This is a genomic window from Pseudomonas frederiksbergensis (genome assembly GCF_900105495.1).
Classification (GTDB): domain Bacteria; phylum Pseudomonadota; class Gammaproteobacteria; order Pseudomonadales; family Pseudomonadaceae; genus Aquipseudomonas; species Aquipseudomonas frederiksbergensis.
In genome coordinates this window covers 1,262,381-1,282,100 of sequence record NZ_FNTF01000002.1, presented here as the reverse complement: position 1 = coordinate 1,282,100, position 19,720 = coordinate 1,262,381, and the positions used below count along the sequence as shown (strand labels likewise).

The 19,720-nt window shown below is 58.2% G+C and carries 17 protein-coding genes and 1 pseudogene; 13 read left to right on the top strand and 5 right to left on the bottom strand.

Features of this window, described 5'->3' with window-relative positions:
• Positions 1-60: 60 nt before the first annotated feature.
• From BLW70_RS06435 to BLW70_RS30915, 3 genes are read left to right on the top strand one after another with little or no spacing between them, the layout of a single operon-like run.
• On the top strand, positions 61-1,287 hold the full coding sequence (locus tag BLW70_RS06435; RefSeq protein ID WP_074872564.1) for an SIR2 family protein: 1,227 nt from the start codon (positions 61-63) through the stop codon (positions 1,285-1,287).
• Positions 1,277-3,202, top strand: coding sequence for an ATP-binding protein (locus BLW70_RS06430; RefSeq protein ID WP_083383338.1), 1,926 nt, complete (start codon positions 1,277-1,279; stop codon positions 3,200-3,202). Before BLW70_RS06435 ends, BLW70_RS06430 begins: the two co-directional genes overlap by 11 nt.
• A 3-nt stretch (positions 3,203-3,205) precedes the next feature.
• Positions 3,206-3,418: a KTSC domain-containing protein gene (locus BLW70_RS30915; protein WP_083383336.1), complete on the top strand. Its 213-nt coding sequence runs from the start codon at positions 3,206-3,208 to the stop codon at positions 3,416-3,418.
• 67 nt (positions 3,419-3,485) lie between these two features.
• Here BLW70_RS30915 and BLW70_RS06425 read toward each other — a convergent pair whose 3' ends face one another.
• Both BLW70_RS06425 and hslO read right to left on the bottom strand, forming a co-directional pair.
• Entirely contained in the window at positions 3,486-5,027 is a 1,542-nt protein-coding gene (locus BLW70_RS06425) for a phosphoenolpyruvate carboxykinase (protein ID WP_074872562.1), read from the bottom strand.
• A gap of 182 nt (positions 5,028-5,209) precedes the next feature.
• Complete coding sequence (gene hslO / locus BLW70_RS06420) at positions 5,210-6,112, bottom strand: Hsp33 family molecular chaperone HslO (RefSeq protein ID WP_074872561.1); 903 nt, start codon at positions 6,110-6,112, stop codon at positions 5,210-5,212.
• 80 nt (positions 6,113-6,192) lie between these two features.
• Between hslO and BLW70_RS30995 the strand changes: the two are divergent.
• Positions 6,193-6,428 (top strand): annotated as a pseudogene (locus BLW70_RS30995) (hypothetical protein); the annotation flags it as partial.
• 87 nt (positions 6,429-6,515) lie between these two features.
• Here BLW70_RS30995 and BLW70_RS06410 read toward each other — a convergent pair.
• Complete coding sequence (locus BLW70_RS06410; RefSeq protein ID WP_074872559.1) at positions 6,516-6,923, bottom strand: RNA-binding S4 domain-containing protein; 408 nt, start codon at positions 6,921-6,923, stop codon at positions 6,516-6,518.
• Between the two features lie 216 nt (positions 6,924-7,139).
• On the opposite strand from BLW70_RS06410, the gene rimB reads away from it, so the two are divergent.
• Both rimB and rimK read left to right on the top strand, forming a co-directional pair.
• Complete coding sequence (rimB, locus tag BLW70_RS06405) at positions 7,140-7,619, top strand: retropepsin-like aspartic endopeptidase RimB (RefSeq protein ID WP_074872557.1); 480 nt, start codon at positions 7,140-7,142, stop codon at positions 7,617-7,619.
• Positions 7,616-8,521, top strand: a complete 906-nt coding sequence (gene rimK / locus BLW70_RS06400) for a 30S ribosomal protein S6--L-glutamate ligase (RefSeq protein WP_008149287.1) — start codon at positions 7,616-7,618, stop codon at positions 8,519-8,521. Before rimB ends, rimK begins: the two co-directional genes overlap by 4 nt.
• 126 nt (positions 8,522-8,647) lie before the next feature.
• Here the strand turns inward: rimK and BLW70_RS06395 are convergent, their stop codons facing one another.
• Together BLW70_RS06395 and ompR are read right to left on the bottom strand one after the other, a co-directional pair.
• Positions 8,648-9,961, bottom strand: coding sequence for an ATP-binding protein (locus tag BLW70_RS06395; protein WP_074872555.1), 1,314 nt, complete (start codon positions 9,959-9,961; stop codon positions 8,648-8,650).
• Between the two features lie 115 nt (positions 9,962-10,076).
• Positions 10,077-10,817, bottom strand: coding sequence for an osmolarity response regulator transcription factor OmpR (gene ompR / locus BLW70_RS06390; RefSeq protein WP_008149284.1), 741 nt, complete (start codon positions 10,815-10,817; stop codon positions 10,077-10,079).
• Positions 10,818-11,178: 361 nt separating this feature from the next.
• Here ompR and BLW70_RS06385 point away from each other — a divergent pair, with 361 nt between their 5' ends.
• The 7 genes from BLW70_RS06385 to tauD all read left to right on the top strand — a co-directional run bounded on the left by BLW70_RS06385 (position 11,179) and on the right by tauD (position 19,650).
• A complete protein-coding gene (locus BLW70_RS06385; protein WP_074872553.1) occupies positions 11,179-13,503 on the top strand; it encodes a Tex family protein in 2,325 nt (774 codons plus the stop codon).
• Positions 13,503-13,886: a PaaI family thioesterase gene (locus tag BLW70_RS06380; protein WP_007903088.1), complete on the top strand. Its 384-nt coding sequence runs from the start codon at positions 13,503-13,505 to the stop codon at positions 13,884-13,886. Before BLW70_RS06385 ends, BLW70_RS06380 begins: the two co-directional genes overlap by 1 nt.
• Before the next feature lie 302 nt (positions 13,887-14,188).
• A complete protein-coding gene (gene gshA / locus BLW70_RS06375) occupies positions 14,189-15,772 on the top strand; it encodes a glutamate--cysteine ligase (RefSeq protein WP_074872551.1) in 1,584 nt (527 codons plus the stop codon).
• A gap of 273 nt (positions 15,773-16,045) precedes the next feature.
• Positions 16,046-17,023 (top strand): taurine ABC transporter substrate-binding protein, encoded by a 978-nt coding sequence (gene tauA / locus BLW70_RS06370; protein ID WP_074872549.1) that lies wholly within the window; start codon positions 16,046-16,048, stop codon positions 17,021-17,023.
• Between the two features lie 15 nt (positions 17,024-17,038).
• Positions 17,039-17,833: a taurine ABC transporter ATP-binding subunit gene (gene tauB / locus BLW70_RS06365; protein ID WP_074872547.1), complete on the top strand. Its 795-nt coding sequence runs from the start codon at positions 17,039-17,041 to the stop codon at positions 17,831-17,833.
• A complete protein-coding gene (gene tauC / locus BLW70_RS06360) occupies positions 17,830-18,663 on the top strand; it encodes a taurine ABC transporter permease TauC (RefSeq protein WP_074872545.1) in 834 nt (277 codons plus the stop codon). The genes tauB and tauC overlap by 4 nt, the downstream gene beginning before the upstream one ends.
• 144 nt (positions 18,664-18,807) lie before the next feature.
• Positions 18,808-19,650: a taurine dioxygenase gene (tauD, locus tag BLW70_RS06355; protein WP_074872544.1), complete on the top strand. Its 843-nt coding sequence runs from the start codon at positions 18,808-18,810 to the stop codon at positions 19,648-19,650.
• The last annotated feature ends 70 nt before the right edge of the window (positions 19,651-19,720 follow it).

Below are 19,720 nucleotides of genomic sequence, written 5' to 3'. Positions count from 1 at the left end.
GAGCAACCCAATCTCGTGGAGTGATGCGAACCTCGAGATAACCAACGGATTGAAAATCTCATGACAGCAGTTCCTCATTGCCCGTACAGACAATCCATTCTTCTCCAGCAAGCATTGGCCCCCGATAAAATGCGTATAGCCTTCCTCCTCGGAGCGGGGTGCCCGGTCTCGATACGCTTACCTACCGACCCACCATCATCCAGCACAAAACCACTTATTCCCGATATAAGAGGATTAACTACTCTGATTCATGAAAAATTGAGCACGCCTGGAGAGTTTGAAGGTGACTACTCTATTTTGATGAATAGATTTAAAGATGGAATTCCAGCCAACCCAACATTAGAAGATATTTTGACCCATATCCGTGCTCTTCAAGATGTTGTTAGAGAGGGGAATATTGATGGGCTGACCAAATCATCACTAGCTGCGTTGGACAAAGAGATTTGCAGGTTGACCACTGCCGAGGTAGGCGTTGATCTTCCGACAAAAAAAACACCTTACCACCAGCTCGCAACATGGATAGGGGGAATTAAACGTGAGCACCCAATCGAAATATTCACCCCAAACTACGATTTGTTGGTTGAGCAAGCCCTAGAAATGCACAAAATCCCATACTTTGATGGGTTTGTTGGGTCAAAAAATGCTTTCTTCGACCTTACATCTATAGAAAATGAATCTCTGCCTCCTAGATGGGCAAGGCTATGGAAACTGCATGGCTCGGTAAATTGGTGGCGGACGGAAAGTGAAGAGGTTATTCGTCGCGAAGCATCTAGTGATGAAGACAGGCAAATGATCTATCCGTCCCACCTTAAATATGACCAAAGCCGTAGAATGCCATATCTTGCGATGCAAGATAGACTGAGATCATTCCTTGGTAGAGGGCAAGCAGTTTTAATAACCTGTGGATATTCTTTTGCTGACCAACATCTGAACGAAGTTATATTACATGGACTACGTAGCAATCCAACAGCTATATGCTTTGGGCTTTTATTCGGCAATAGAGCCGACTATCCCGAAGCAATAAGCAAAGCAGCCAAGCACCCAAACTTAAGTTTATTGGCTGCCGACGGTGCAGTGCTTGGCACTTTAGATAAGTCTTGGAAAACTGAGGAACAGAGGGACCATCCACTTCATAACGTCAGCGTCATAAAGCGCCAAAATAATCCTGCAGCACCGGAAGAAATCTCTAGTGAGTTCAAACTTGGAGACTTTAAATATTTTGGAGACTTTCTCGCTCGCCAACTTGCATGGACTGGAGACGACCAGGTGACTCAAAATGCTCCGTGACCCGACCTTTATTGGAACAGTTCAAGATGTACACGGAGCAACTATAACTGTTGAACTTAGTAATGACACAGTTACAGGCCTTGGCTTCGTGCATGGGGAAGGATATCGCATAGGGCAAATTGGTAGTTTCGTACGTATTCCACTGGGATTTGTTGACCTATATGGTGTTGTATCTCAAGTAGGAGCAGGAGCGGCCCCCTCCGGCGAGCAAGATAAAAAAATCTACGGAAATCGTTGGGTCACAGTACAGATGGTTGGCGAAGGTCAAAGAGGAGGAAAATTTGAGCGAGGGATTTCACAACATCCCACGATTGAAGATCGAGTACATATCGTCACCGAAGCAGACCTATTAGCAATCTACGGTGCAGGTGAGCCTCAAGACTTTGTTTCCGTGGGGCACCTAGCGAGCGCTGAGTCCATTCCATCGTTAATAAATATAAACAAGCTAGTTACGCGCCACTCTGCAGTTGTGGGCACTACGGGCTCAGGAAAATCTACAACCGTAGCGGGACTACTTAGTGCCTTGTCTGATAGCGAGCGCTACCCTTCCGCAAGGATCGTAGTATTAGATATCCACGGAGAGTACTCACGTGCGCTATCAGATAAAGCGTCTGTTTTCTCTATTTCGGGTGACATAGCTAGAGCGCGATCATCACTTTACATACCATTTTGGGCATTAAGCTTTGAAGAATTCACCACACTAGCATTTGGAAAATTATCAGACACTCACTCGTCAAGTGTGGCCGACTTTGTAGTGCAACTAAAAAAAGAAAGCCTAGTAAGCCAACCTCGAAATGGAGTTGATATATCGCAAGTTACCGTCGATACCCCCACTCCGTTCTGTTTACACAAGCTTTGGTTTGAACTCCATAAGCGCGAACACTTAACGCTCATCCCAAGACCCGGCGGTGCCACCGACGAAGTTGATCCAGCCTATGTTTTAGACGCTTTAGGAACGCCTGTTGAATTGGGCGATGCGATGTCGGTTACTCCACCACTCTACCGAACAGTCAAAACAACTGGACCTGCAAACGAGCGAGTGCAGTTGAGCAGAGATGCTATTGGCATGAAGCAACCACTCGCAGGGCTAGCCTCAAAGTTACGAGACCCTAGGCTAGCGTTTATATTCAACCCTGGAGACTGGCTCCCTAACATTGATGGCAGAACAGCTTCCGATCTGGATATGGTTCTTCAGAGCTGGATTGGAGGACCAACCCCGATAACTATACTCGACCTATCCGGAATCCCTTCTTCTATTCTCAATGATCTTATTGGAGCGCTTTTACGTGTTTTGTATGATGCGATTTTTTGGTCGAGAAACTTACCCGAAGGTGGCCGCGAGCGTCCTTTATTGTTAGTTTTAGAAGAAGCTCACACTTACTTATCCAAAGAAAACTCAGGCATGGCGGCTGCCGCCGTAAGGAAAATAGCTAAAGAGGGTCGTAAGTACGGAGTCGGAATGATGATTGTAAGTCAACGCCCTTCTGAAATTGACTCCACCATACTTTCGCAATGTGGCACTATTTTCGCCCTTAGATTATCGAACGAAGTTGATCGCGGACATATATCCAGTGCAGCTTCCGACAACTTGAAGGGATTATTTGATATGCTGCCCGTTCTGAGAACTGGCGAGGCCATTATTGTTGGCGAAGCAGTAAGCCTGCCTGTACGCACCTTAATTACACCCCCTCCGCCCAATCGTCGACCGGATAGCGTTGATCCAAAGGTGGTAGTAAGAAGCTTACTCGATCAAAACCAAATCGCTTATGAAGGACCCGCAGGTTGGGGACAACGCCGTGACCCTAACGATTACTCTGCGATGGTTAGACAATGGCGAAAACAGACTCCGCACTATGAGCATCAATCCCCTGCAACAAATCCTGCTGCAGACACGTCAAATGAACAAGGAGAGTGAGAAATGGAATGGCAATCTACACCAGAGTCTTCTAACTTAGCCCGGATCGGCTTTGATGAAAACACAAGCGTTTTGAAAGTAGAGTTCAAAAACGGAAGTTTGTATGATTACTTTGATGTGCCTCAGAATGTATTTGATGCGTTGAGAAATGCACCTTCCAAGGGGCAGTTCTTAGCCGAAGAAATAAAAGGTCGGTTTCGTTATGCCAAGACTTGATGCATGTTTTTTTTGATATAAAAAAGCCGCCCCGAAGGGCGGCTTTTTCATTCGCTAAATCCAAGCCTTACAGCTTAGGCCCAGCAGCCTTGATCGCGTCGCTCACTTCAAACTTCTTGAAGTTTTCAACAAACAACCCAGCCAGTGCTTTAGCCGCTTCATCGTAAGCAGCCTTGTCAGCCCAGGTGTTGCGTGGGTTCAACAGGCCGGTTTCAACGCCCGGTACGGCCAGTGGCACGTCGAGGTTGATGGTGTCGAGGTGCTCGGTTTCAACGCCGATCAACGCGCCGCTCTGGATCGCTGCGATCACGCCGCGAGTGGTCGGGATGTTGAAGCGTTTGCCGACGCCGTAGCCGCCGCCGGTCCAGCCGGTGTTGACCAGGTAGACCTTGGAGCCGAAGCCGCGGATGCGCTTGATCAGCAGTTCTGCGTATTCGCCGGCCGGACGCGGGAAGAACGGTGCGCCGAAGCAGGTGGAGAAGGTCGATTTGATGCCGCTGCCGGAACCCATTTCGGTCGAGCCCACCAGTGCGGTGTAGCCGGACAGGAAGTGGTAGGCCGCTTGTTCTTCGCTGAGGATCGACACTGGCGGCAGCACGCCGGTCAGGTCGCAGGTCAGGAAGATCACAGCGTTTGGCTCGCCACCGAGGTTTTTCTCGGAGCGCTTGGCAACGTGCTCCAGCGGGTAGGCGGCGCGGCTGTTCTGGGTCAGGCTGACATCGGTGTAATCGGCGTGCTTGGCGTCGTCGATAACGACGTTTTCCAGGACTGCGCCGTGCTTGATGGCTTTCCAGATGACCGGCTCGTTCTTCTCGGACAAGTCGATGCATTTGGCGTAGCAGCCGCCTTCGATGTTGAAGACAACGCCTTCACCCCAGCCGTGCTCGTCGTCACCGATCAGGTAACGGCTTTCATCGGCGGACAGGGTGGTTTTGCCGGTGCCGGACAGACCGAAGAACAGGGTCACGTCGCCCGCTTCGCCGATGTTGGCGGCGCAGTGCATTGGCAGTACGTCGGCAGCCGGCAGCAGGTAGTTCTGCACCGAGAACATGGCTTTCTTCATTTCACCGGCGTAACGCATGCCGGCGATCAGCACTTTCTTCTGAGCGAAGTTAAGGATCACGCAACCGTCGGAGTTGGTGCCGTCACGCTCTGGCACGCACTCGAAGTTGGCAACGTTGAGCACTTGCCACTCATCACGGCCAGCCGGGTTGTACTTTTGCGGGTTGATGAACAGGCAACGGCCGAACAGGTTCTGCCAGGCAGTCTGGGTGGTCATCTTCACGGCCAGGTAGTGGTCTTCGGACGCACCTACATGCACATGGGAAACGAAATGATCTTGCGCGTTGTTGAACGCTTCAACGCGGTCCCACAGGGCATCGAACTTGTCGGCCGGGAACTTGCGGTTGATCGGGCCCCAGGCGATGGAAGCCGAGGTGGACGGTTCGTCAACGATGAAACGATCGACTGGCGAGCGGCCGGTGCGGTGACCGGTGCGAACAACCAGCGCGCCGGTATCGGCAAGCTCGCCCTCACCGCGACTCAGAGCTTCTTTTACCAGATCATCAACACTCAGATCGGTGTACACGGCGTTATTGGCTTGCGTCATGAGATTCCCCGTCGGCCATTGGCCGAGTGTGCTCCAAACGTTTTGTAGTAGAAAGTCGTGCACTACTACCGCGACAAAAAGTGGGCCGGATTATGCCAGAAAAGCCCAAAAATAGTAGGGCCCTCCCGTCAGAACGGCGTTATTCCGGCACAAACCAGTGAATTTACCTGCGCTGAACCGTTTTAGTGCCGGGTATCTGACGGTGTATCGACACCCGCTCCAGCGAATAATTGAGCGATATCGGCGGCATCGAACAGGTAGCGCTCGTTGCAAAACTGACAGTCGATCTCAATGTTGCCGCCATGTTCGATCACGAGCGACTGGGCATCTTCCAGACCCAAACTGACCAGCGCATTGGCAGAACGTTCGCGCGAGCAGCTGCAACGGAAGCGCAATTTCTGCACATCGAACAGACGAACCTGCTCTTCGTGGTAGAGCCGATGGAGGATGGTTTCGTTGTCCAGGCTCAGCAATTCATCGGCGGTCAGGGTGCTGGCCAGCGCGGTGAGGTGCTGCCAGCTGGCGGCGCGTTCTTCTTCATCTTTCAACCGATCAGCAGGCAGTTGCTGCAGCAGCAGGCCACGGGCGCGACGACCATCGGCGTACAACCAGAAACGCGTGCCGACTTGTTGCGACATCACGAAGTAGTTGGTGAAGCACTCCGACAGGGTTGCGCCGTCGAGGTCGACGATGCCCTGATAACGCTTGCCTTGGGTCGGGTCGACGGTCAGCGCCAATACGCCGTTGGGCATCAGGTCGGCGAGGGTCGCGTCGGGGGCGATCTGGTCGGCTTCGTATCGGGCCAGGCCACGGATTTCGCGCTCGCTGGAGCATTCGATCATCAGCAGCGGGATCGGGCCATCGGAACGGGCCTGGAGAATCAGCAAGCCATCGAACTTCAAGGTGCCGACCAACAACGACGCCGCCGCCATCAGTTCGCCGAGCAGTTGTGCCACCGGCTCCGGGTACGGGTGTTTAGCGAGGACTTCGGCGTAGCTACGCTCCAACGCCACCAGCTCGCCGCGGGTGTCGCTGTCATCGAAGATGAAGCGTTGGGTGTAGTCGGTATCCGGTAGATCGGTCATAGGTCTGGGTATCTGAGGTAATGACAAAATGATTTCTGACAGCGAGAAATTGCGTCTCTGCAGCACCGTTTTGGTGCGCGATGTTCAGCCGTGAGCGGCATTTTAAGAACAATCCGGGTTTGTTCCAAGCAAGGTGGAACGCATGCCGGGGCGCTTATGCAGTTTCTTGCCTCTGGCGCTGCTGGCTTTCTGGTTATGGCCTACGGCTCAGCAGCTGTGGGTGGTTTTCGACGAATGGCACTTTCACCCATCCAACGCGCTGCCGGCGATTAACCCGATATGGCTACACGGTTGGGCAATTGCAAGTCTCGCTCCCAGGACTGCGCGTACCTGTGGGAGCGAACTGGCTCCGGGCGGCGATCCGACGAAGGCTGCTTCACAGGCAATACAGAAGTTAACTGACTTACTCGTCGTTACTGCTTCCACGAAACTTGAACAAATCCCGTCGCTGCTTCTTGCTCGGTTTGCCATCAGTGCTCACGCCCAGCGCACCGGACTTGCGCATGGCCGCAGCCGCCTCGCGCTTGGCGATGCTGGCGTCGGTTTCGGCATAGAGCGCCTGAGCCTCTGGCGCGCCACGGCGTACGATCGACAGCGCCTGAACCACCACCGTGCGCTCTTCGAACCCAGTACGAATCTGAAACTCGTCGCCGATTCGTGGTTCCTTGCCCGGTTTGCAGCGCTCGCCCCGGCAATGCACCTTGCCGCTTTCAATCGCCGCCTTGGCCAAGGCGCGTGTTTTATAAAAACGCGCGGCCCACAACCATTTATCGAGACGGACTTTGTCGTCCTCTTCGCTTTTTTGTGCCATGGAATTTCCTCATTCTGAAATATTGCTGAACTGTACTACCGTTTCTGTCGTGCCATGAATTACGCCGGCTCGGATTACAATGCACACGTTCCAGCGCCTCCCTTGAGGGCTGGAAATCCGGGCCGTAGATATCTGTCGCCTTTTACCCATTATTCTGCGTGAATACCGCGAATTCGGCCGCGTGCGGCCTGAGCGGTTTCTACCGGTTGAGCACCTTTGAAGACATTTGACCATTTGACCGTTGTCGGTCTGCGCGAGTGGGTGGCGCTCCCAGACTTGGGAGTCGCAGGCCTGCGCGCAAAAATCGACACCGGCGCCAGCACCTCCAGCCTGCATGCCACTGATATCGAACCGTTCGAGCGCGACGGGGAACAGTGGGTGCGCTTTACTGCTCACTTGGGCACGGTGGTGCAACTGCGTCACCGGCGCTGCGAAGCCCCCCTGGTGACGATGAAAACCATCAAAAGCTCCAACGGCCACGCGCAGATGCGTTACGTGGTCAGCACTACCCTGGCCCTCGGTGATCGGGTCTGGCGGGTCGAATTCACGCTCGCCTGCCGCAAGTCCATGCGTTATCGCCTGTTACTCGGTTCCAAAGCCTTGATCGACGGCCAGTTGGTGGTCAATCCGGGCATCAAGTACGTACAAGACAAGCCGGTGTTCCCGGTATCTACCTTCTCCACAGGTGTTGCATGAAGATCGCTGTGCTGTCGCGGAACCCGCGTCTGTATTCCACCCGTCGTCTGGTCGAAGCCGGTACCGAGCGTGGCCATGAAATGGTGGTGATCGACACCTTGCGCGCCTACATGAACATCGCCAGCCACAAGCCGCAGATCCACTACCGCGGCAAGCCGCTGGAGGGTTTCGATGCGGTGATCCCGCGGATCGGCGCGTCGGTGACGTTTTATGGCTGCGCGGTGTTGCGTCAGTTCGAAATGATGGGCGTGTTTCCACTCAATGAATCGGTGGCCATCGCCCGTTCTCGGGACAAACTGCGATCCCTGCAATTGCTGTCGCGCCGGGGGATCGGTTTGCCGGTCACCGGTTTTGCGCACTCCCCGGATGACATTCCCGACTTGATCGAGATGGTTAACGGCGCGCCGCTGGTGATCAAGGTGCTGGAAGGCACCCAGGGCATCGGCGTGGTGCTGTGTGAAACGGCCACGGCGGCGGAGTCGGTGATCGAGGCCTTCATGGGCCTGAAGCAGAACATCATGGTTCAGGAATACATCAAGGAAGCCGGCGGCGCGGACATTCGCTGCTTCGTGGTGGGCGACAAGGTGATCGCGGCGATGAAACGCCAGGCCAAGCCCGGGGAGTTTCGCTCCAACCTGCATCGCGGCGGCAGTGCCAGCCTGATCAAGATCACACCGGAAGAACGCATGACGGCGTTGCGCGCGGCGAAGGTCATGGGGTTGGCGGTGGCGGGTGTGGATATCCTGCGTTCCAATCACGGGCCGCTGGTGATGGAAGTGAATTCGTCGCCGGGGCTTGAAGGGATTGAAACCACCACCAGCAAGAACGTGGCGGGGATCATCATTGAGCATCTTGAGAAGAATGGTGGGCCGAATATGACGCGCACCAAAGGCAAGGGCTGAAGCTGACTCGGTGATCGTTCCCACGCTCTGCGTGGGAATGCAGCCCGGGACGCTCCGCGTCCCCTCCAGAGCCGAACGCGGAGCGTCCGAAGAGGCATTCCCACGCAGAGCGTGGGAACGATCGGGTTAGACGGCATCCCGCGGCAGCATCAACCCAAGCGGCAACCGCACCCGCGCTTCAAGCCCGCCACCGGACCGATTGCGCAACTCAACATTCCCGCCATGCATCGAAGCAATCCGCTTCACGATCGCCAGCCCCAACCCGGTTCCCTTTCCGCCACGGGCTCGATCACCTCGCGTAAACGGGTTGAAGATTGCCTCCAGCTCCGACGGATCAATCCCCGCCCCACGGTCCATGACACTCAGCACCACATACGGCGCGCTGGTGTCCCCGGACACATAAGCCGCCACCTCAACCCCGCTGCCCGCGTGATGCAAGGCGTTGCCAATCAGGTTGTTCAGCAGCCGCTTCATTGATACCCGACGCAATGGAAACGGCTGGATCGGCTCCAGGCGCAGGCGCACTTTCTCTTCGTTCTGGTTGTATGGCGCCGCGACTTCGCGCACCAGATCACTCAGGTCCACCTCTTCCACCGACTCGTCACGACCATCGCGAATGAACGCCAGGAACTGGTCGAGAATCGCGTCCATGTCTTCGATGTCGCGGATCATATCGTCCGTCAGGTCGCTGTGGTCGCCCATCAGCTCCAGGGACAGCCGCAAACGGGTCAGTGGCGTGCGCAAGTCGTGCGACACCCCGGCGAGCATCAGTTCGCGCTCGCGGCCGGCCTGCTCGACGTCTTCCGCCATCTGGTTGAAGGCGCGGTAAACCTCGGTCATTTCACTTGGCGTGTCGCTGATCGGCAGACGCACACTGCGGCCCTGGCCGAGTTGCCTCGCGGCATAGACCAGACGTTTCAAAGGTTGATTGAGCTGGCTGACGAAGATCCACGCCGAGGCAGTGGACAGCAGGCCGATAGCGAGGAACCAGCCGAGTACGTTCCAGATTTTCTGGCCGCGCAACGGATGCGGATAAAGCGGCACTTTCAACCAGCCATCACCCAGGCTTGGCGCCCGAACCCACAGGGCCGGCGGCGAATGCATGCGCAATCGGACTTCAGTGTCGGCACCGAGCTCTGCCTGCATCTGCCGCTGATAGATCTCGCTGTAAGGCCAGTGTTGCTCACCTTCCGGCACGCCAGCACCGACTACCCGGATCAGGGTCGCGGCATCGGCAATCTTCGTGCGGTTTTCTTCATCGGCCGCCCAATAGGCGCGTAGCGTCAGGGCGACGCCGTGGCTGTATTGGCGGTCCACCAGCACGTCTTCGTTCATCAACAGATAAACCAGGGTCAGCGCCTTGGAGAACAGCACGACGATCAGCACCAGCCAAAGGGTGCGGGAGAAGAAACTCTGGGGGAACCAAACGGGGGTTTTCATGGATAACCGCTACACACTTGCAGGAGCGAGCGATGCTCGCATATTGCGGATCGCGAGTCTGCGAGCAAAGTCATCTGACCCGTTGCCCGCAAGACCCGCTCCTACAAATCGCCGATCACTTGGTGGCGGCGCCATCCGGAACGAACACGTAACCCACGCCCCAGACTGTCTGGATGTAACGCGGCTTGGACGGATCGGGCTCGATCATCCGGCGCAGGCGTGAAATCTGTACGTCGATGGAGCGCTCCAGGGCGTCCCACTCGCGGCCACGGGCCAGGTTCATCAGCTTGTCGCGGGTCAGTGGCTGACGGGCGTTCATGACCAACGCCTTGAGCACCGCAAATTCACCGGTGGTGAGCATGTGCACTTCGTCGCCGCGCTTGAGCTCGCGGGTCGCCAGGGACAGTTCGTAGTCACCGAAGGTCACGCTTTCGTCTTCGCTGCCCGGAGCGCCCGGTACCGGAGCCGACTGACGACGCAGGACCGCTTTGACACGAGCCATCAGCTCGTCCGGGTTGAACGGCTTGGCCAAGTAATCGTCGGCGCCCAGTTCCAGGCCCTTGATGCGGCTCAGCTCATCGCCCTTGGCGGTCAGCATGATGATCGGAATCTGGTTGTTCGCGGTGCGCAGGCGGCGGCAAGCGGTCAAGCCGTCTTCGCCGGGCAGCATCAGGTCGAGGACGACCAGGTTGAACACTTCACGCGCCAGCAGGCGATCCATTTGTTCCGTGTTCGGGACGGCGCGGGCGCGGTAGCCCTTGCTGACGAAAAAACGTTCCAGCAGGCTGCTCAGCCCTGGATCGTCGTCAACAATAAGAATTTTTTCGCCTTCAGCAATGTTTGCAGTGCTGCTCATTAGATGCTCCTTTGATCTCGGCGCGCATTATGGCGTAGCTGCCGTTATACGCACCGTGTGCATTGTTAGCAGATTTTTCCTTCATCGCCACAAATCCGGCCCTTATGCCTACAGCCTGCGATGCCCCCGAATGACAGAACGCTGGTTATAATGCGCGGCCTTTTGTGTCAGGCAACGTCTGATCATTACTGTAGGTGGCCGTTTTTTATTTTCATGGCGCAGGCAGTAATTGTTCGATTTCACGGGTCAACGGGATGCCTGTTGATCCAGGTAGCGGCGCAGGCCAGGCCGCTCAACCAGACTCGCCGAGGCCTTATCTCTGCGCCTGCGAGCCTGCTTTCACAATTTGTCAGGTGGTTTTATGGACAGCATCAACAGCCGCATCGCCGAGGAACTCGGCGTCCGCCCACAACAGGTCGAAGCGGCCGTCGCGCTACTCGATGAAGGCTCCACGGTGCCTTTCATCGCCCGCTACCGGAAAGAAGTGACCGGCAGCCTCGATGACATCCAGTTGCGTCATCTGGAAGAGCGTCTGCGCTACCTGCGAGAACTCGACGAACGGCGCATCAGCATCCTCGCCAGCATTCAAGAGCAGGGCAAACTGACCCCGCAACTCGAACGCGACATCAAGCTCGCCGACACCAAGACCCGCCTCGAAGACTTGTACCTGCCGTACAAGCAGAAGCGCCGCACCAAGGGCCAGATCGCCCTGGAAGCCGGCCTCGGCGAGTTGGCCGACGGCCTGTTCAACGACCCGACCCTGACGCCAGACGCTGAAGCCGCGCGCTTCGTCGATGCCGAAAAAGGCGTCGCCGATGTCAAGGCCGCCCTCGAAGGCGCCAAGTACATCCTGATGGAACGCTTCGCCGAAGACGCCGGCCTGCTGGACAAGCTGCGCAGCTACCTCAAGCAGGAAGCCATCCTCAGCGCCCGCGTCATCGCCGGCAAAGAAGAGGAAGGCGCCAAGTTCCGCGACTACTTCGAACACGATGAACCGCTCAAAAGCATGCCGTCGCACCGCGCGCTGGCGATTTTCCGTGGCCGCAACGAAGGCATTCTGAGTTCGGCGCTGAAAGTCGGCGACGAATTGCCAGGCGCCATGCACCCGTGCGAAGGCATGATCGGCCAGCAATTCGGCATCCAGAACCAGAACCGCGCCGCCGACAAATGGCTGGGCGAAGTGGTGCGTTGGACCTGGAAGGTCAAGCTCTACACCCACCTCGAAACCGACCTGCTGGGCGAACTGCGCGACGGCGCAGAAACCGAAGCGATCAACGTGTTCGCCCATAACCTGCACGACTTGCTGCTGTCGGCGCCGGCGGGTCCTCGCGCCACATTGGGGCTCGACCCGGGCCTGCGTACCGGTTGCAAGGTGGCCGTGGTCGATTCCACCGGCAAGCTGCTGGATCACGCCACGGTTTACCCGCACGTACCGCACAACAAGTGGGACCAGACCATCGCGATTCTGGCCGCCCTGTGCGCCAAGCATGCCGTGGACCTGATCGCCATCGGCAACGGCACCGCCAGCCGTGAAACCGACAAGCTGGCCGCTGAGCTGATCAAAAAATACCCCGCCATGAAGATGACCAAAGTCATGGTCTCCGAGGCCGGCGCATCGGTTTACTCGGCGTCGGAACTGGCCTCCAAGGAATTCCCGGACCTCGACGTGTCGATCCGTGGCGCGGTGTCGATTGCCCGTCGCCTGCAGGATCCACTGGCTGAGCTGGTGAAGATCGATCCGAAATCCATCGGCGTCGGCCAGTACCAGCACGACGTGTCGCAGCTGAAACTGGCACGCGGCCTGGACGCGGTGGTCGAAGACTGCGTAAACGCCGTGGGCGTCGACGTCAACACTGCCTCCGTGGCGCTGCTGGCCCGTATCTCCGGCCTCAACGCGACCTTGGCGCAAAACATCGTCAGCCACCGCGACGAACACGGCGCGTTCAAAACCCGTGCGGCGTTGAAGAAAGTCGCGCGTCTGGGCGAGAAAACCTTCGAACAGGCCGCTGGCTTCCTGCGCGTCATGAACGGTGACAACCCGCTGGATTCGTCTGCGGTTCACCCGGAAGCCTATCCGCTGGTCCAGCGCATCGCCGCTGAGACCGACCGCGATATTCGCTCGCTGATCGGCGACGCCAGCTTCCTCAAGCGTCTTGATCCGAAAAAGTACACCGACGAAACCTTCGGTCTGCCAACGGTCACCGACATCCTGCAAGAGCTGGAAAAACCTGGCCGCGACCCGCGTCCCGAGTTCAAGACCGCCGAGTTCCAGGAAGGCGTCGAAGACCTCAAGGACCTGGAGCTGGGGATGATCCTCGAAGGCGTGGTGACCAACGTGACCAACTTCGGTGCTTTCGTCGACATCGGCGTGCATCAGGACGGTTTGGTGCATATCTCTGCGCTTTCGGAGAAGTTCATCAAGGATCCGCGTGAAGCGGTGAAGGCCGGCGACGTGGTGAAAGTGAAGGTCATGGAAGTCGACATCCCGCGCAAACGCGTTGGCCTGTCGATGCGCATGAGCGACACACCGGGCGAGAAAATCGACGGTGCCCGTGGTGCACGTCCGGGTTCGGCGCCACGCCAGTCCCAGAACACCGCGCCGCGTAAAGAAACCACGGCGGCGGCCCCGGCCAACAACGCCATGGCTTCGCTGTTCGCCAACGCCAAGCAGTTGAAGAAACGCTGATGGAGATCCCGGCCGGGCTGACCGAAAGCGCTTTTTTCAAGTTGCTGGGATGTCGCTTGCACAGCCTGGAAACCGGGGTGGCGCAAGTCGCCCTGGGGCTTGCGCCAGAACTGCGCAATCGCGGCGGCAAACTGCACGGCGGGGCCTTGTTCAGCCTGGTGGACATTGCCATGGGGCTGGCCTGTTCCAGCACCCATGGTTTTGACCAGCAGAGCGCGACCATCGAGTGCAAGATCAACTACATTCGCGCCGTCGCCGACGGTGAAGTGATGTGCACGGCGCGGGTGATCCACCCGGGCCGCCGCACGCTGGTGGTCGAAGCCGATGTGATGCAAGGCGACAAACTCGTCGCAAAAGCACAAGGCACGTTCGCTGTCCTGTAGATGAATGCCATCGATTTGAGTTAATTTCGACGCTGTGACCGCAGCGTCGGTGTTTCCTGTGGGAGCGCCTGTGGCGAGGGGGCTTGCCCCCGTTGGGCTGCGAAGCAGCCCCAAAATCTCGGATGTTCAAGGATCTTGTGAGTGCTACGCACTCAAACGGGGGCAAGCCCCCTCGCCACGGCCCGCTCCCACAGGGATTGTGGCGATCCAAAACCAGGCGAAAACGCCAGTTTCAACTTCACCCTTGTAGACCGTCTTGCCCACCCCCATATTGGGGCGACTGACGCGTGAAGGAATCCAACTTGAGCGAACTTCTCAACCGCCGCCTGGCTCTGCTCGGCGAGCGCGCTAACCTCTCTCTGCTCGAACAGTGCCTTCACGGCATCGAACGTGAATGCCTGCGCGTGACCAGTGAAGGTCGCCTGGCGCAAACGCCGCACCCGGAAGCATTGGGTTCCGCGCTGACCAATGAACAAATCACCACCGACTATTCCGAGTCGCTGCTGGAGTTCATCACGCCCGCCCTGCCCGACCCGGCGGACACCCTGGCGAGCCTCGACAGCATTCACCGTTTTGCCTACAGCAAGCTCGGCAACGAGTACCTGTGGAGTCCATCGATGCCGTGCCCATTGCCGGCCGAGGAAGACATCCCGATTGCCTATTACGGCACCTCCAACATCGGTCAGCTCAAGTACGTCTACCGCAAGGGCCTGGCCCTGCGCTACGGCAAGACCATGCAGTGCATTGCCGGGATTCACTACAACTTTTCCTTGCCGGAAAAGCTCTGGCCGCTGCTTAAAGAGGCTGAAGGTTTTGTCGGCACCGACCGCGACTATCAGTCGTCGGCCTACATCGCGCTGATCCGCAACTTCCGCCGCTACAGCTGGCTGTTGATGTACCTGTTCGGTGCTTCGCCTGCGCTGGACGCCGGTTTTCTGCGTGGTCGTTCGCACCAGTTGGAACAACTGGACCCGGACACTTTGTACCTGCCGTACGCCACCAGCCTGCGCATGAGTGACCTGGGTTACCAGAGCAACGCCCAGGCCGGCTTGACCCCTTGCTACAACGATCTGGCGAGCTACACCGACAGCCTGCGCAAAGCGGTCGCCACGCCTTACGCGCCCTACGTCGAAATAGGCACGCACCAGGACGGTGAGTGGGTTCAGCTCAACACCAACATCCTGCAGATCGAAAACGAGTACTACTCCAACATCCGCCCGAAACGCGTGACTTACACCGGCGAACGGCCGATCCAGGCGCTGGTGGCTCGCGGCATTCAGTACGTCGAAGTGCGTTGCCTGGACATCAACCCGTTCCTGCCGATGGGCATCGACCTGCCGGAGTCGCGGTTCCTCGACGCATTCCTGCTGTATTGCGCGCTGAACGACAGCCCGCTGCTGACCAATACCTCGTGCAGCAACGCGACCTCGAACTTCCTCAGCGTGGTCAAGGAAGGTCGCCGTCCGGGCCTGCAACTGCAACGCGACGGCCATCCGGTGGACCTGAAAGAGTGGGCCAGCGAGTTGCTGGAGAAGATTGCACCCCTGGCGGCGATGCTGGATCAGAGTCATGGCGGCGACGCGCATAGCAAGGCGCTGGATGCCCAACTGGCCAAGGTCAAGGATCCATCCCTGACACCATCGGCCCAGGTGCTGGCGGCGATGGCTGAGCACAAGGAGAGCTTTGCTCAGTTCTCCCTGCGTCAGAGCCAGGTGCATGCGGAGTTTTTCCGCAGCGAGCCGCTTTCAAGCGAGGACCAGGCGAAATTTGAAGAGCGGGCGCGTTCGTCGCTGGCCGAGCAGATTGAGCTGGAGCAGAACGAAGTCGGCGATTTCGATGTGTTTGTCGGGTCGTATCAGGCGAGCATTCTGGCGATCAGCAACTAATCTCCCAGTGCAAGTCCCCTGTGGCGAGGGGGCTTGCCCCCGTCCGGCTGCGAAGCAGTCGTAATGCAGGCGACTCGGTTTTTCCGAAATATGGGGGGTGTCGGTTTTGGGACTGCTACGCAGTCCAACGGGGGCAAGCCCCCTCGCCACAGGGTACCTGCTTAGAATTTTCCGCTCATAAGCTCATTCGAAAAAGTTATTTATTTTCGGATTCTTAGATCATTTAGTCTTCTTTTCACGCCGCCTCTCGGTCGTCTGAAAAGGAGCTTCTCAATGAAACTGACTTTCCCCCTTCGCCTCCTGGCCGCCGCGTCTCTGGCTGCGGTGAGTTTCTTTGCCCAGGCGGCTGACGTCACCGTCGCCTACCAGACCACCGTAGACCCGGCGAAAGTCGCCCAGGCCGACGGCGCGTACGAGAAAGCCACCAACGCCAAAATCGACTGGCGCAAATTCGACAACGGCGCCGACATCATCGCCGCCATCGCTTCCGGCGACGTGCAGATCGGCTACCTCGGCTCCAGCCCCCTGACGGCGGCAATCACTCGCAAAGTCCCGGTAGAAACCTTCCTCATCGCCACGCAGATCGGCGCCGCTGAAGCCCTGGTGGCCCGCGACGGTTCAGGGATCAAAACCCCGCAGGACCTGATCGGCAAGAAGATCGCCGTGCCGTTCGTTTCCACCGGCCACTACAGCCTGTTGGCCGCACTGAAGCACTGGAACATCGACCCCTCGAAGGTCACCGTCCTCAACCTTGCCCCGCCAGCCATCATTGCCGCGTGGAAACGCGGTGACATCGACGCCACTTACGTGTGGGACCCAGCCCTCGGAGTGGCCAAGGAAAACGGCAAAGTGCTGATCACCTCCGGCGAACTGGCCAAGTTCGGCGCGCCGACCTTCGATGCGTGGATCGTGCGTAAAGACTTCGCCGAGAAGCACCCGGAAATCGTCACCGCGTTCGCCAAAGTGACCCTCGATGCCTACGCCGACTACCGCAAAGACCCGAAAGCCTGGCTCGCCAATCAATCCAACGTCGACAAACTGGTGAAACTCTCCGGCGCCAAGGCCAGCGACATCCCATTGCTGCTGCAAGGCAACGTCTTCCCGCTGGCGGCAGATCAGGTGATCACCCTCGGCGCGCCGACCACCAAGGCCATCACCGACACCGCCGCGTTCCTGAAAGAACAAGGCAAGGTTGACGCCGTACTGCCCGATTACGCCCCTTACGTCAGCGCCAAGTACATCACCAACTGATCGGAGTTAACTGCGATGGCTTTGCTTCAGCTGGAGCGCATCAGCGCACAGTACCCCGGCGCCGCCGAACCGGTACTGGCGGATATTTCCCTGAGCCTTGGGCCCCGGCAATTGCTGGTCGCCCTCGGCCCGTCCGGCAGTGGCAAGACTTCGCTGTTGAACCTGATTGCCGGTTTCGTCGAGCCCAGCGCCGGGCGCATCACCCTCGATGGCGTGCCGGTCAAAGGCCCGAGCGCCGAACGCGGCGTGGTGTTCCAGGACGATGCCCTGCTGCCCTGGCAGGACGTGCTGGCCAACGTCGGTTTCGGTCTGGAACTGGCCGGCATTTCCCGAGACAAACGTGAATTCCGCGCCCGGGAAATGCTCGCGTTGGTGGACCTTTCCGGCTTCGAAAACCGCCGGATCTGGCAGCTTTCAGGCGGGCAGAAGCAACGTGTCGGCCTGGCCCGTGCCCTGGCGGCTGATCCGCGGGTTTTGCTGATGGACGAACCCTTCGGCGCCCTCGATGCCTTCACCCGCGAACAGATGCAGGAGCTGTTGCTGCAAGTCTGGCAGCGCACCACAAAACCGGTTTTTCTGATTACTCACGACATCGAAGAAGCGGTGTTTCTCGCCACGGACCTGATTCTGCTGGCGCCGAATCCAGGGCAAATCGTCGAACGCCTGAGCCTGGATTTCGGTCAGCGTTACGCCGCCGGTGAGTCCGCTCGGGCAATCAAGTCCGACCCGCGCTTTATCGAAACCCGCGAACACGTGCTCGCCAAAGTGTTCTCCCAACGCAGCGCCGCCCAGCGGCAGGAGCGCGCATGAGCAGCTATGAAATTCCCGCCGCGACGGTGAAACCGGGCTCGATGGTAATCCCGCTGCGTCGCAGTTTGAACACGCGCTGGATCAGCATGCTGACACTGGTCGCTCTCATTGCCATTTGGTGGGCCGTCACCGCCACTGGAATGATCGAGCCGCTGTTCCTGCCGCCACCGTCCGCGGTGCTGCAAAAAGGCTGGCTGCTGGTGACCACCGGCTACATGGATTCAACGTTGTGGCAGCACCTTGGCGCGAGCCTCAGCCGAATCGGTCTGGGCCTGGGCTTCGCGGTGCTGACCGCCGTGCCCGTTGGAATCGCCATCGGCCACAACCGCATTGCTCGCGGCATTCTCGATCCGCTGATCGAGTTCTACCGCCCTATTCCACCGCTGGCTTATCTGCCGCTGATCGTGATCTGGTGCGGCATCGGTGAGCTGTCGAAAGTCTTGCTGATCTACCTCGCGATCTTCGCCCCGATCGCCATCGCTACGGCGACCGGCGTGCGTACCGTCGACCCGGCAAAATTGCGCGCCGCGCAGTCGTTGGGCGCGACCCGGGCGCAGTTGATTCGCCATGTGATTCTGCCGAGTGCGCTGCCGGATATTTTGACCGGTGTGCGGATTGGCCTGGGTGTGGGTTGGTCGACGCTGGTCGCCGCCGAATTGATCGCCGCCACCAGTGGTTTGGGGTTCATGGTGCAGTCGGCCGCGCAGTTCCTGGTCACCGATGTGGTGGTGCTGGGGATTCTGGTGATTGCGCTGATAGCCTTCGCCATGGAAATGGGCTTGCGCGCCCTGCAACGCAAACTGGTGCCGTGGCATGGCCAGGCTCACTGAAAAATCATCATGTGAATAACCCTGTGGGAGTGAGCCTGCTCGCGATGGCGGTGTATCGGCCACAGCCATGTCGCCTGACACTGCGCTATCGCGAGCAGGCTCACTCCTACAAAAGCCCGGCGCCCCGAATTGAAGAGAAAGACCATGAGCCACCTGACCATCGTCCCCTTAAGCTACGCCCTCGGCGCACACATCAGTGGCGTCGACATCAGCCAACCGCTGAACCTGGAACAGCGCGATGCCATCGAGCAGGCGCTGCTCGAACATCAAGTGTTGTTCTTCCGCGATCAGCCGATCACGCCGCAGCAACAGGCGCGTTTCGCCGCCAATTTCGGCGACCTGCACATTCACCCGATCTACCCGAATGTGCCGGAACAACCCGAAGTGCTGATCCTCGATACCGCCGTCACTGACGTGCGCGACAACGCGATCTGGCACACCGACGTCACCTTCCTGCCGACCCCGGCCCTGGGCGCGGTACTCAGTGCCAAGTTGCTGCCGGAGTTTGGTGGCGACACGTTGTGGGCCAGCGGTATCGCGGCGTATGAAGCGCTTTCGGCGCCGATGAAAACTTTGCTCGAAGGGCTGACGGCCACCCACGATTTCACTCGTTCGTTCCCGCTGGAGCGCTATGGCACCACACCCGAAGCCTTGGCCCTGTGGGAAGAAGCGCGCAGGAAAAACCCGCCGCTGTCCCACCCGGTGATTCGCACTCATCCGGTGAGCGGACGCCGGTCGTTGTTCGTCAATGAAGGCTTCACGTCGAAGATCAATGAGCTGTCGGAAACCGAAAGCGAGGTGATGCTGAAGTTCCTGTTTGCCCACGCGACACGGCCGGAATTTACCATCCGCTGGCGTTGGCAGAAGGACGACGTGGCGTTCTGGGATAACCGCGTGACACAGCATTACGCCGTGGATGACTACCGGCCGGCGCGGCGGGTGATGCAACGGGCGACGGTGTTGGGGGATGTGCCGTTTTTCCGGTAATCCGATCACCCGATCGTTCCCACGCTCCGCGTGGGAATGCAGCCCGGGACGCTCCGCGTCCCATCAAGAG